This is a genomic window from Collinsella sp. CLA-ER-H7, from assembly GCF_040092345.1.
Lineage (GTDB): Bacteria > Actinomycetota > Coriobacteriia > Coriobacteriales > Coriobacteriaceae > Collinsella.
Map to the genome: position 1 here is coordinate 77,270 of NZ_JBBNLT010000007.1, position 12,889 is coordinate 90,158.

Here is a 12,889-nt window from a genome sequence, read left to right on the forward strand (position 1 = left end):
CTTCGCGCGGCGGGGCCCTTCCGTCCTGCGGAAAGATTTGGGAGGTAAGCCCTGGGGCCTCCTGCGGTAACTAGGGAGGCCGAGGCTATTCGTCTTCTTGCTGCAAGTGCGTGGGGTAGGATGCGGCGTGCATTTTTGGGAGTATTCAGCAGCCGAGGGTGCCTGCATACTGGATTTTGGGCGAAAGGCAGGCACCATGGGCCGCATCCTGTAAAAAACGAGCGGCTCTAGAGGCGTTGGGACTCAGAATCGGGGCTTTCAGCGCGGTTTTGTGCACCCGCCCCCGCGCCCGCGGACCCCGGGATGCTGAATACTCCGGAATTTGCACGGCGCCCCCTGGGGTACCTGTGGGCAAAAAGCAACCGCCCCGTCAAAGTATGCAATTGGCGGAGCGGTTTATGCAAAAATACTGCTGCGGGCGCGTCGGCAGCTCGCTAGAACTTGAATCCCAGGACAGGTTACTCGGCGCTCTTGAGGGCGCCGACCATGTCGATCTTGTTGAGGGTTCGGTTGGTGGCGAGGTTGACGATGATCGTAAAGCCGAAGGAAAGCACCACGGCAAGCACGTAGCTCAGCGGCTCGACTTCGACGTCAAAGTACAGCGACGGCATCTGCAAAATGTAGGTAAAGCTCTTGGCCAGCAAGCCACCTAGCGGCACGCCCAGCGCAGCGCCGATTGCCGTGAGGATCAACGTCTCCTTGTTGACGTAGTGGTGCACCTCGCCACGGCGGAAGCCCAGCACCTTGATGGTCGCCAGCTCGCGTTCGCGCTCGGAGATATTCGTGTTGGACAGCGTAAACACCACCACAAACGATAGGCACGCCGCCATAAAGGTCACGAGCACCACGACGGAATTGATAATAGTGAAGTTCGCCTCAAAGTTCTCCCAATGCTCGGCCGTGCTCGAAATCGAAAGCCAACCGTCGCTCTTAAGCTTCTTGCTAAACGCAATCTGATCGGCCGACGAGCCCTTAAGCAGCACAAAGACGCCGTTAAGGCGCGCGCTTCGACCGAACGCGCGCTCATAGGTGCCCTGCGTCATGTAAAGCGTGTTGCCCAGATAGTTGAGCGAAATGTCGCTGACTTTGACCTTGGCTACGTTGAGCGACGAATCCTGGACGTGTGCCGTATCGCCCGGTTGAATCCCCAGTACCAGCTGTGAACTCTTGCTTAGATACACATCTCCGTCGCGCAAAGATAGAGGCTCTTTGGACTCATCCTCGAGACGCACGTAGTCGTCCAGGTCGTTCGTGCGGTCATCGGGCACCACGATCAGCTGCACGGTCTCGCTCTTGCCGCCAAATGTAAAGGTGACGTTGTCGGTCATAATCGGCAGCGTCGAAGTCACGGTCACGTCGGAATCCTTGGCTGCGCTTCGCTCGTCGAGCGCCGCGCACGTCTGCGAAAAATCGTCGGGATTGGCAACCACCAGCAGGTCATAGCGCGTGATATGCCCGTACTGCTTGGGCGAAAGCGCGACCGACGTATCACGAATGCCCATGCCGCAAATCACAAGCGCCGTACAGCCCGCGATGCCAAAGATGGTCATAAAGGCGCGCTTTTTGTAGCGGAACAGGTTACGTGCTGCCACCTTGTTCAAAAAGCCCATGCGGCGCCAGATAAAGCCGATGCGCTCGAGCAAGATACGCGAGCCGGCGCGCGGGGCCTTGGGGCGCATGAGCGAGGCCGGGGTCTCGGCCATCTCGTGGCGGCAGGCGATAATCGTGGCGCCCACCACGCCCACGGCAAACAGCGCCACCGAAACGATCGAGGACACGATGTCGTACGAAAGCAACATCTGGGGCAGCGAGTACATGTCGTCGAACACCGTAAACAGGAACAGCGGCAGGCCCACAAATCCGATGATGTTGCCGAGCACGCCGCCAATCAGACAAGCCCACAGCGCGTAGTCCACGTATTTGGACAGGATGCGCCCGCGCGAATAACCGAGCGCCTTATACAGGCCGATGAGTGTGCGCTCCTCCTCGACCATGCGTGTGGCGGTGGTAAGGCTGATGAGCACGGCAACGATAAAGAAGATGAACGGGAACACCGTAGCGATAGCCTCAATTGACGAGCTATCGCTCTCCACGCTCGAGTAGCTTGCGATATTGCCGCGGTCCTGGATGTACCAGGTGCATTCGCCCAGGTCAGAGAGCTCGGCGCGGGCATCGGCAAACTGCTGGTCGGCGGCGGCACGGCGCTGATCCAGGTCGGCCTGCGCTTGCACGCGCTCCTCACTGCCCTCGGCCATGCGGTTAATGTTGTCCTGCTCGATCCCAAAGAGCATGGCGGCCTGACGCTCGGCCGCATCCAAACTTGTCGGCGTGTCGACCGTCAGCTCCTGAGCGCGCGCCTTCTCACGCTCCTCGCGGATCTTCTCTATATTGCCCTTGACCTTGTTGATCTTTGCCGCGTAAGCATCCGAATAGGAGTTGAGGCTCTTGGCTCCCTCGACGACCACGTGGATCGCGGAGTAGGAAGAAGATGTCGCGGCGTCCTCGCTCACATAGAACTTATAGTCCGCCGCCGAAGCAGCACGGAAGGCGTTGACCGTCGAGTCGGAGCTCACATCAGTGGGATCGAGGACCTCGGCCGTAATGGTGTAATCGCCCGCGGCAAACTGATCCTTGGCGCTTTGGTTCGACGAGCTCGCGTCATTGGCGGCAAAACTCACCGTATCGCCGAGCTTTTTGCCCGAAGCCTTCAGGAACTTCGAAGTCACCGCGACCTCATCGGCGCTCTCAGGCAAATCGCCGTTCACGAGCACCGGCTGATCGATGTTCTCCTTGGAGAGACTTTGCACGACCACGCGCTCGCGCGTTGTGCCCACGGCGGTGTAGGCGGTCTCGGTGTAGATGCCCTCGGCCGTTTCGACGCCATCGACCTCTTGGATGGCGTCGAGATCATCGTCAGTCAGGCCATAGGTCGACTGCACGTTGATGTCATAAACATTCTGCTGGTCAAAGTAAGCGTCGACCGAATCGCACAGATCCTCGCAACCCGCCTTGAGGCCGCACATCACGCTCACGCCGAGCGCAGTGATCACGACGATGGACAAGAAGCGTTTGAGGCTGCCGCGAATCGTGCGGTAGACACCGCGGCGAAACACCGTCGGCACCATGTCGTTTGAGCTTTGGGCAGTGCGGTAGGTCGTAAAATCCTGCTCGCGCTCCGTGTTCCGCGCGTCGCGGCGTTGGCTGTTTTGGCGGTCCTGATCCATGGGCGCTACCACTCGATCGTCTCGATCGGCACGGGATTTTGCTGGACCGTCTCGCTCTCCACGCGACCGCTCTTAAAGCGAATCAGGCGATCGGCCATAGGCGCGAGCGCGGAGTTGTGCGTGATGATAATGACCGTAATGCCCTGCTTGCGGCAGGTGTCCTGCAGCAACTGTAAAATCTGCTTACCGGTTTTGTAGTCGAGTGCACCCGTGGGCTCGTCGCACAGGAGCAGCTTGGGGTTCTTTGCCAGTGCACGGGCGATGGACACGCGCTGCTGCTCGCCGCCCGAAAGCTGCGCGGGGAAGTTGGCGAGGCGCTCACCCAGGCCAACCTGGCAAAGCGTTTGCTCGGCATCGAGCGAATCGGGGCAGATCTGTGCCGCGAGTTCGACGTTCTCAAGCGCCGTCAGGTTGGGAACCAGATTGTAGAACTGAAAGACAAAGCCAACGTCGGCGCGGCGGTATTCCACAAGCTGTGCCTCGTTGGCAGCGCTCACGTCACGCCCATCCACCGTCACGGTGCCGGAGGTCGCCGTATCCATGCCGCCCAGAATGTTGAGCGCCGTGGTCTTGCCGGCACCCGAAGCACCCAGAATGATGGCGAGCTCGCCGCGCTCGACCGTAAAGCTCGCGCCGTCGAGTGCGTGAATGCGGGCGTCGCCCTCGCCGTATGCCTTGATGACGTCTTTGAATTCGATATAGGCCATCGATTAATTCCCATCTGGTCGGATAACTCTTTAGTATTACCCATTTCGCACTCACCAAAAAGGGACAGGTTTATTTTGGCAGGTTTTATATGGGGAAATGGCAGCTATAAATGAGGCGCCGGGGAGGCAGAGAAATCATCGACGGAGTCAGGCCGACCGCCAAACACAACGCATGCATCTCAATCTGTCAGCCAAATCATTCGAACAGCTGTTCGTTTCTATGATATGATTCCGCTATCTAAGCAGGCCAATACGCAGAAAGGCGGCCAACATGGCGTTCGACTTTAAGAAGGAATGCAAGGAGCTCTACAAACCTGCAAGCAAGCCGAGTATCGTAACTGTCCCGCCTATGAGCTACGTTGCCGTTCGCGGAAAAGGCGACCCAAATACCGAAGGTGGCGAGTATCAAAACGCCCTGCCGCTGCTTTACGGCATCGCCTATACCGTCAAGATGTCGAAGAAAGGTTCAAGGAGTATCGAGGGCTATTTCGACTTTGTGGTACCGCCACTCGAGGGTTTCTGGTGGCAAGACTCCCCGAGCGGCGACATCGATTATGTACGCAAGGACGATTTCAACTTTATCTCGTGCATCCGCCTGCCCGATTTCGTCACCCGAGATGACTTTGGCTGGGCAGTCGCGGAAGCCACGGCCAAAAAGAAACTGGACTTTTCTGCCGTCGAGCTGCTTAAAGTTGACGAGGGTCTCTGCGTTCAATGTATGCATACCGGACCTTATGACAGCGAGCCGGCAACCGTAGACGCCATGCATGAATACACGACCGAGCAGGGCTATGTCCCCGACTTCTCAGACACCCGTTTCCATCACGAAATCTATCTCTCCGATCCACGCAAATGTGCACCGGAGAAACTTAAGACTGTGGTTCGTCATCCTATCAAGCGCGCTGAATAGCGTGGAGCGTCATTTCACACGCTAGGTTTTAAGCCAGCCAACCAGCCGCCGCCTCCTAGGCCGTCCGGCAATTATCTTGACGCGGCCCGTCGCATCTTATAAGTTTGTTTTGCTAAAGCTGGAAAGCCTCTCAACGATGCGCAACTCCAGCTCTTTTTCTATCAAGAGGGCAAGTGTCGGAAAGCAACGCATCGAGCAAAATCAAACGCCTGCTCAACACCTATAGCGGCCTCGTGCTTATGGGTGTCGTCGGAATCCCCATCGGCATTATCGTTGGCGCCATCTGTGCACTCTTTGGACGCGTGCTTCTGGCGATTGGCACCTTCCGCGACGAGCACATCACTCTGCTCCTTCCCCTCCTCGCCCTCATGGGCTTGGCCATCGTATTTGCCTACCGCACTTGGGGCAAGGGCACCGACCGCGGCATGAGCCTGGTATTTGACGTAGGCCACGGGCGCGAAGACGCCATCTCCCCGCGTCTCGTGCCGCTCGTTATGCTGAGCACGTGGGGAACGCACCTCTTTGGCGGCAGCGCGGGACGCGAGGGCGTGGCCGTGCAGATCGGTGCAACCGTCTCACACTGGATCGGCCGGCGTCTACCTTTCCGAAACCCCGGCAACACGTTTTTGCTCATTGGTATGGCCGCTGGCTTTGCCGGGCTCTTTCGAACGCCTCTTGCTGCCACGGTCTTTGCTATCGAAGTACTGGTCGCAGGACGCATGGAATACCGCGCGCTGTTTCCCACGCTTACGGCCTCGCTCGCCGCAAGTATGACCTCCGGCGCCCTGGGACTCGAGAAGTTCGAAGTCGCCGTTGTCGCCTCATACGCGCTTGATCTCCCCGGTCTTGGACGGCTTGCGGTGCTGGGTATCGCGTTTGGCATGGTAGGCGGCGCCTTTGCCTGGTGCCTTGCACATGCCAAAACACTTGCGGCGCGGCTGTTCCCCAACCCCTATGCACGCATCGCCGTTATGGGCATCGCGTTATCGGCGATTCTGTTCGCACTATGGCAGGGTCGATACTGCGGGCTTGGCACCAATCTGATATCCGCGGCGCTCGACGGTGACGGCAAGGTCGCCATCATACCTTGGGACTGGGCACTCAAATTCGCACTCACCATTACCACGCTTGCCGCAGGATATCAGGGTGGCGAGGTGACGCCGTTGTTCTCCATCGGAGCCAGCCTGGGTGTCGTACTCGCCGGGATTCTCGGCATGCCCGTCGAGCTCTGCGCCTCACTGGGCTACGCAGCCGTCTTTGGCAGCGCCACCAATACGCTGCTCGCACCCATCCTTATTGGCTGCGAAGTCTTCGGCTTTGGTAACTTGCCGATGTTCATTATTGTCTGCGTTGTGGCTTACCTGTTCAACATGGATAAGTCCATCTACGCCCTGCAGGAGCGGGCGTAGATCGATGTCCAGGCAGGTGGTCTCAGCCGGAAACGGCGTCCCACTCTGAGGCTGTATTCCGGGACACGGTTTCCGCTTGGAACGCCATTCGGAAAGCGCATCCCGCTTTAAAACGGAATTCCGGGACGTAGTTTCCGTCTGAGCCTCCATTCGGAAAGCATGTCCCGTTCTTTCACGGCATCTTGACTATGCAAAGCGCTCGAGTGTTACTCCTCGTACGCGCCCTCAAGCCGCAGCAGCCACTCCTTGCGGTCGAGGCCGCCGGCATATCCGTTGAGCGAACCATCGGCGGCAACCACGCGATGGCACGGCACAATAATCGAAATGGGATTACGCGCGACCGCGGCCCCCACGGCACGGGGAGACGCAACGGGTGCTTCGTTTCCCGGTACACGATGTCGAGCCGCAACACGCTGGGCGATCTCACCATACGTAGCGACCTCGCCACGCGGGATAGAAAGCAGCTCAAACCAAACCTCGCGCTGAAACGCCGTACCAATCATATGCAACGGCGGCGTAAACCGAGGCTCCTGCCCCGCAAAATAAGCATTCAGCCAAGCCCAAGAACGCTCAAGTACCGACGAGGCAGCACCGTTTGTCGGATTCACCGAAGACATGCCGCCAGCACCAGAAACCGCATCGGCGCCTTCAACATGTTCGGAGTCTTCCCGGAGAAGCGTGGAGCCAAAATGCTCCTGCCCCTCAAACCAAAGTCCCGTCAGACCGCGGCCATCAGCGGCAAGCAAGATTTCGCCCAAAGGCGAAGCAAACGTCGTCGTGACCACCAGCGGCTCCTTTCAAAACTCCGCAACATAATACCGCGAATTGTGCAGACAACCCCAATCGACCCCAAAGTCACCCTAGGCAGCAGGCGCGAACGCGCCGCAGCTGCCGGCCGCGCCCCACAGTCCCCCAAGGCGGCAGGCGCAAAGCGCCGAAGCCGCCGCCGGGATCAGGGCCCGCAACAGCCACGTGCCCCCACATCAGCCCAGCGGCCCCAACCAACAACGGCCCCATCGCAGGTCGCTTGCAGCAGCGTCACCGCAGGCGGGGGCCGGGCTTGGTTTTCAGAACACTCCGCAGACCAGTGTGGCGCCTTGTCCGCGGCTCCGAAGGAGCAGGACAAGGCGCCACACATGGTCGAGGACGTTCTGAAAACCAAGCCCGGCCCCCGCCGGACAGGTCACACTACTCGCAGAGCAGCTTAGCGATCTGGACGGCGTTGGTTGCCGCGCCCTTACGGATTTGGTCGCCGCAGCACCAGAAGGTGATGCCACGCGCAGCCTCGGGGCTCGAGATGTCGCGGCGTACGCGACCGACCCAAATCAGGTCCTGGTCGGAGGTGTCCATCGGCATGGGGAAGCGGTCGTGCGCATCCTCGGCGCTCATGTCGTCAACTAGCTTGACACCCGGAGCGGCAGCCAGCGCGGCACGGGCCTCTTCCACCGTGATGTCGCGCTCGAACTCAAGCGTGATGCTCTCGGAGTGCGAGCGCAGCACGGGCACGCGCACACAGGTGCAGTTCACGCGCAGCTCGGGCAGATGCATGATCTTGCGGCCCTCGTTTTGCAACTTCATCTCCTCGGAGGTAAAGCCCTCCTCCTTGACGCCGCCAATCTGCGGAATCAGATTGCTCGCGAGCTGGGCGGCAAACGCGCGCGGCTCGGGAATCTCCTCGCCACGGCCCAGGGCGGCCAGCTGAGCCTCGAGCTCGGCCATACCGGGGGCGCCAGCACCCGAAGCCGCCTGGTACGTCGAGACGATCATGCGCTTCACGCCAGCGAGCTGATGCAGCGGCCACGTGGGAACCAGGCCGATAATGGTCGCGCAGTTGGGGTTGGCGATAAGGCCGTGATGCCACTTGATGTCGTCGGCATTGATCTCGGGCACAACCAGCGGCACCTCGGGATCCATGCGGCAGGCATGGCTGTTGTCGACCACGACGGCGCCACGCTTGACGGCCTCGGGCAGTAGCTCCTTCGCGATGTCGTCGCCGGCAGCTCCAAGCACAATGTCACAGCCCTCAAAGGCCTCGGGACAAGCCTCTTCGATCACGATCTGCTCGCCACGGAACTCGACGGTCTTGCCCGCAGAACGCGCGCTCGCCAGCAGCTTGAGCTTGCCAACCGGGAACTCCTGCTCGTTGAGGCACTCGAGCATCTGGGTGCCCACGGCTCCCGTCGCGCCCAAAATAGCAACCGTGTACTGTTTCATGCTTCCCCCTTTAAAGGTTGTGGCTTTTGCCCGCACGCCAAGCAGGCCGATTATTGTTGCCAGTGTATACAAGAACGGGGCGGGCACGAAACCCGCCCCGTCGAAACGAAACCGAAACGAAACGCCCCGCCATAGATTTTTGAGGCAAGTCCAAAAAATCTACTGGGATAGCAGCTACTTGTGGAGCGCGACCAGAGCGGGATCGACCGGCGCGGGAGCCTCCAGATCGGAGACCTTCACAATGCCGTTCTCGTCGGAGAAGGCGCGGTAAATGGTCTGAATCGCCAGATCAAAGTCCTTCTCCTCCACGCCGATGATGATGTTGATCTCGTCACAGCTCTGCGAAATCATGCGCACGCTCACGCCGGCCTGGCCGAGCATGCCAAACAGATGGCCCGAGATACCTGCACGGCCGCGCAGGTTACGGCCGACGGTCGCGATGAGCGCCAAGCCCTCGACAACCTCGATCTCGAGCGGCTCGACCTCCTGCTGAATGTCGCCCACAAGCGAGTACAGAGAATCGTGCACATCCTGCTCCTGCACCACAGCGCCAAAGCGGTCGACGCCGGTGGGCATATGCTCAACGGAAACGTCATAGCGCTCGAAGACCGAAAGCGCGCGGCGCATAAAGCCGACGCGCGGCTTGGTGCGGTCGCGGGCCACGTTAATGGCGACAAAACCGCGCTTGCCGGTCACACCGGTAATGATGGGCTCCGCCTCGCCCTCATCAGCCGTCTCGCTAATGATGGTGCCGGGGTCCTGCGGCGCATTGGTGTTCTTGATGACCAGCGGAATGCCTGCCTCGCGCACGGGGAACACGGCCTCCTCGTGCAGGACGCTTGCACCCATGTACGAAAGCTCGCGCAGCTCCTCGTAGGTAACGCGCGCAATGGGCTGAGCCTCGGGAACAATACGCGGATCAGCAGAATAGAAGCCCGAGACGTCGGTCCAGTTCTCGTACAGATCGGCGCCCAGGCACTTGGCCAGAATCGAGCCGGAAATATCGCCGCCGCCACGGTCGAGCAGCTTAATCTGGCCCTCACGCGTCGCGCCGTAGAAACCGGGCATAACAAAGCCGCCCTGCTGACCGTACTCCTGCACCAGCTCGGAGGTGCGATTCATGCTGAGCGTACCGTCGTGATGGAACGCCACAACCGTCGCGGCGTCCAGGAACGGCAGGTCCAGGTACTCGGCCATCAGGCGAGCGGTGAAGTACTCGCCGCGGCTCACGAGCTCCTCGGTAGAGTAGCCGCCCGAGCGGGCGCGCTCGGCAAAGGCCGCAAACTCCTCGCGGATGGGATAGGTGAGTCCTAGCTCGTCAGCAATATCAAAGTAGCGCTGGCCAATGTCCTCGAGCAGCTCCTCGCACGACACGTGATACTTAACGTGCGCGTTGACCAGGTAGAGCAGGTCGGTCACCTTGGTGTCGCCTTTAAAGCGGCGACCGCAGGCAGAAACCACCACAAAACGGCGGGCAGGGTCGGCATCGACGATGGCCTTGATCTTCTTGAAGTGTTCGGCGTCGGCGACCGACGAGCCGCCAAACTTGGCAATCTTAATCATGGGCTGGAGGTTACCTTTCTAAAAAGCCTCTGCGAACCTATTTTGCGCGCTCTGATACCATGGTTTCACCGATTGGGACCAAGGCATCCGAGGAGCAGTGTTATATGGGAACTTATCATAGTACACGAGGACGCACTTTATCGTGCTCAAGTAAGGTGGCAATCCGCACCGGCATCGCTCCCGACGGGGGTTTGTTTGTCTCGGACGAGCTTGGCACCCAGCAGGTCGATATCAGCTCGCTTGCAGATAAATCGTACTTTGAAATCGCTCAAGATGTGTTGGGAATGTTACTGAATGATTACACGGCCGAAGAAATTTCGGCGTGTGTCGACGAGGCATACCGCGGCACGTTCGCGAGTGAAGAGGTTACGCCGCTCGTCAAACTCGACGCAGCGCCGGGCGCTGACGCCCCTCAGACCTATGTGATGGAGCTCTTTGGCGGCCCCACAAGCGCCTTCAAGGACGTCGCCCTACAGATGCTCCCCCGCCTCATGGCCCGCACTTCCGCCAAGGACGGCGGCGCCGAGCGCATCATGATCGTCACCGCCACGTCAGGCGACACCGGCAAGGCCGCGCTCGCCGGTTTTGCCGACGCTCCGGGCACGGGCATCACCGTCTTTTATCCCGAGGGCAAGGTCAGCCGCGTCCAGAACCTGCAGATGTCCACGCAGGAGGGCAGCAACGTCGCCGTCTGCGGAATCCGCGGCAACTTTGACGACGCCCAGAGCGCCGTCAAGCGCATCTTTGCCGATAAGGAGCTTGCCGAGCGTCTGGAAGCCGCCGGCACGGTGCTTTCGAGCGCCAACTCTATCAATGTCGGCCGTCTGGTACCGCAGGTCGTCTACTACTTTGCCGCCTATGCGCAGCTGCTGCGCGCCGGCGCTATCGAGGCTGGCGACGCCGTAGAGTTCTGTGTGCCCACCGGCAACTTTGGCGATATCTTGGCCGGCTACTACGCCAAGCGCATGGGTCTGCCCGTCGCCAAGCTCATCGTCGCGAGCGACAAGAACAACGTGCTCGCTGACTTCCTGACCAACGGCGTCTACGACCGCAACCGCCCGTTCTTCACGACCATCTCGCCGTCGATGGACATCCTCATCAGCTCCAACCTCGAGCGCATGCTCTACTTCCTGTCCGATGGCGACTGCGAACTCGTTGCCGGCCTTATGAAGCAGCTGGCACAGACTGGTCGCTACGAGGTTCCCGCCGACCTGCTGGCAAAGATTCAGAGCGTCTTTGGCTGCGGTTGGGCCAGCGAGGACGAGGTCCGCGCCGCCATCAAGAGCTGCTGGGACGCGAACGGCTACGTGATCGACCCGCACACCGCTTGCGGCTATCACGTCTTCGAAAAGGTCGCCCCCGCCGAGGGCGCCAAGGCCCGCGTGCTGCTTTCGACCGCCAGCCCTTACAAGTTCCCGCGTGCCTGCTGCGACGCCCTGGGCCTCGACGTTCCCGAGGACGACTTTGAGGCCATGCGCGTGCTCGAGCAGGCAACCAACACGGTTGCCCCGGTCCAACTCGCCGAACTCGAGTCCAAGCCCGTCCGCTTCGAAGACGTCTGCGACGTCGACGAGATGGCGAGCTACATCGAGTCTGCAGCAAAAAAGATGGCTTCCAACTAAAACCCCTTATAAGGCGCCGGCGAAAGCCGGCGCACTTTCTTTCATCAGATACCCACCGGATGATGACGAACTGACATGCGGGTCTGCCTGTTTAGTTCGTCGCGAGTTCCGCACGAGCCGGAAAGCACTTAATGTGCTTTCCGAGCGAGCCAGGACTGCCCGAGCAGCGAACTAAACAGGCAGACCGCCCAGGAGATTCCCATGATCAAGATCACCGTCCCAGCAACAAGCGCAAACCTAGGCATCGGCTACGACACCCTCGGCATGGCCGTCAGCCTCTACTCGCACTTCACCTTCGAGCGCGCCGACAAGCTCACCATCACGGGCTGCCCCGAGGAGTTCCAAAACGAAAATAACCTGGTCTATGTGAGCTTTGTCGATGCACTGGCCGCATGGGGCGAGCCGGCCTTCCCCGTCGCTATCGACATTCAGACCGACGTGCCCGTCGCCCGCGGCCTGGGTTCCAGCTCCACCTGCGTCGTCGCCGGCATCATGGCGGCCGCCGCGCTGACGGGCCACACCGTCGACCGTGCCGAGCTCGTCCGCATTGCCACCGAGGTCGAGGGCCATCCCGATAACGTCGCCCCTGCTATCCTGGGCGGCGCCGTCTGCTCCTTTACGCCGACCGATTCGCTCCCCCAGTGCCTGCGCTACGAGGTGAGCGATCGTCTGCGTTTTATTACCGTGATTCCGCCCTACGAGGTGCATACGAGCGAGGCGCGCAAGGTTGTGCCGCAGGAGATTCCACTCTCCACCGCCGTATGGCAAATGGGCCGCATCGCCGGCATGACGCGCGGCCTGGAGACCGGCGACCTTGACCTGATTGCCGCCGCCAATGACGACCGCATCCAGGAGCCCTATCGCCGCCGCCTCATCCCCGACTACAACGCCGTGCGCGACACCTGCCTTAACGGCGGCGCTAAAACCATCTGGATTAGCGGCTCGGGCTCGACCCTCATGGCTGTGACCGACGACACCATCGTGGCAAAGTTCCTGCAGGTCAAGCTGCGCGAGCAGTTCCCCAAGTGCGACACGCATATCCTCACGTGTGACACGGAAGGCGCTCAAATCGAGTACCTGTAGACATCCTCCTCATATACCTGTCCGGGACGGTCGGGATATTCCCTCACAATCGTCCTCGCGCATGAAGGCCCCTTGTCCTGCTCCTACGGAGCGACGGACAAGGGGCCTTCGCGCTGCGGAATGATTTTGAGGGAATATCCCGACCGTCCCTGCGCCT

At 60.3% G+C, this 12,889-nt stretch carries 9 protein-coding genes; 4 read left to right on the forward strand and 5 right to left on the reverse strand.

The window, feature by feature from the left end:
- Positions 1-458: 458 nt before the first annotated feature.
- Positions 459-3,224: an ABC transporter permease gene (locus AAAX75_RS05585; protein ID WP_349091370.1), complete on the reverse strand. Its 2,766-nt coding sequence runs from the start codon at positions 3,222-3,224 to the stop codon at positions 459-461.
- 5 nt (positions 3,225-3,229) lie between these two features.
- Positions 3,230-3,931, reverse strand: coding sequence for an ABC transporter ATP-binding protein (locus AAAX75_RS05590; RefSeq protein WP_349091371.1), 702 nt, complete (start codon positions 3,929-3,931; stop codon positions 3,230-3,232).
- Between the two features lie 271 nt (positions 3,932-4,202).
- On the opposite strand from AAAX75_RS05590, the gene AAAX75_RS05595 reads away from it, so the two are divergent.
- Together AAAX75_RS05595 and AAAX75_RS05600 are read left to right on the forward strand one after the other, a co-directional pair.
- Entirely contained in the window at positions 4,203-4,841 is a 639-nt protein-coding gene (locus AAAX75_RS05595) for a GyrI-like domain-containing protein (RefSeq protein WP_349091372.1), read from the forward strand.
- A 173-nt stretch (positions 4,842-5,014) separates the two neighbouring features.
- Positions 5,015-6,250 (forward strand): chloride channel protein, encoded by a 1,236-nt coding sequence (locus tag AAAX75_RS05600; protein ID WP_349091373.1) that lies wholly within the window; start codon positions 5,015-5,017, stop codon positions 6,248-6,250.
- 206 nt (positions 6,251-6,456) lie between these two features.
- On the opposite strand, the gene AAAX75_RS05605 is transcribed toward AAAX75_RS05600, so the two are convergent.
- The 3 genes from AAAX75_RS05605 to AAAX75_RS05615 all read right to left on the reverse strand — a co-directional run bounded on the left by AAAX75_RS05605 (position 6,457) and on the right by AAAX75_RS05615 (position 10,027).
- Positions 6,457-7,035, reverse strand: a complete 579-nt coding sequence (locus AAAX75_RS05605) for a methylated-DNA--[protein]-cysteine S-methyltransferase (RefSeq protein WP_271748854.1) — start codon at positions 7,033-7,035, stop codon at positions 6,457-6,459.
- 403 nt (positions 7,036-7,438) lie between these two features.
- Entirely contained in the window at positions 7,439-8,464 is a 1,026-nt protein-coding gene (locus tag AAAX75_RS05610; RefSeq protein WP_349091374.1) for an aspartate-semialdehyde dehydrogenase, read from the reverse strand.
- Positions 8,465-8,638: 174 nt separating this feature from the next.
- Positions 8,639-10,027 (reverse strand): aspartate kinase, encoded by a 1,389-nt coding sequence (locus AAAX75_RS05615; protein WP_349091375.1) that lies wholly within the window; start codon positions 10,025-10,027, stop codon positions 8,639-8,641.
- Positions 10,028-10,131: 104 nt separating this feature from the next.
- On the opposite strand from AAAX75_RS05615, the gene thrC reads away from it, so the two are divergent.
- Positions 10,132-11,649 (forward strand): threonine synthase, encoded by a 1,518-nt coding sequence (gene thrC / locus AAAX75_RS05620; protein WP_349091376.1) that lies wholly within the window; start codon positions 10,132-10,134, stop codon positions 11,647-11,649.
- Positions 11,650-11,850: 201 nt separating this feature from the next.
- Entirely contained in the window at positions 11,851-12,732 is an 882-nt protein-coding gene (thrB, locus tag AAAX75_RS05625) for a homoserine kinase (protein WP_006234874.1), read from the forward strand.
- Positions 12,733-12,889: the final 157 nt, after the last annotated feature.

What these genes read in the sequence shown, in the direction of transcription:
- AAAX75_RS05585 (WP_349091370.1), bottom strand. Translation starts at nt 3,224, where the DNA reads ATGGATCAGGACCGCCAAAACAGCCAACGCCGCGACGCGCGGAACACG.
- AAAX75_RS05590 (WP_349091371.1), bottom strand. Translation starts at nt 3,931, where the DNA reads ATGGCCTATATCGAATTCAAAGACGTCATCAAGGCATACGGCGAGGGC.
- AAAX75_RS05595 (WP_349091372.1), top strand. Translation starts at nt 4,203, where the DNA reads ATGGCGTTCGACTTTAAGAAGGAATGCAAGGAGCTCTACAAACCTGCA.
- AAAX75_RS05610 (WP_349091374.1), bottom strand. Translation starts at nt 8,464, where the DNA reads ATGAAACAGTACACGGTTGCTATTTTGGGCGCGACGGGAGCCGTGGGC.
- AAAX75_RS05615 (WP_349091375.1), bottom strand. Translation starts at nt 10,027, where the DNA reads ATGATTAAGATTGCCAAGTTTGGCGGCTCGTCGGTCGCCGACGCCGAA.
- thrC (WP_349091376.1), top strand. Translation starts at nt 10,132, where the DNA reads ATGGGAACTTATCATAGTACACGAGGACGCACTTTATCGTGCTCAAGT.
- thrB (WP_006234874.1), top strand. Translation starts at nt 11,851, where the DNA reads ATGATCAAGATCACCGTCCCAGCAACAAGCGCAAACCTAGGCATCGGC.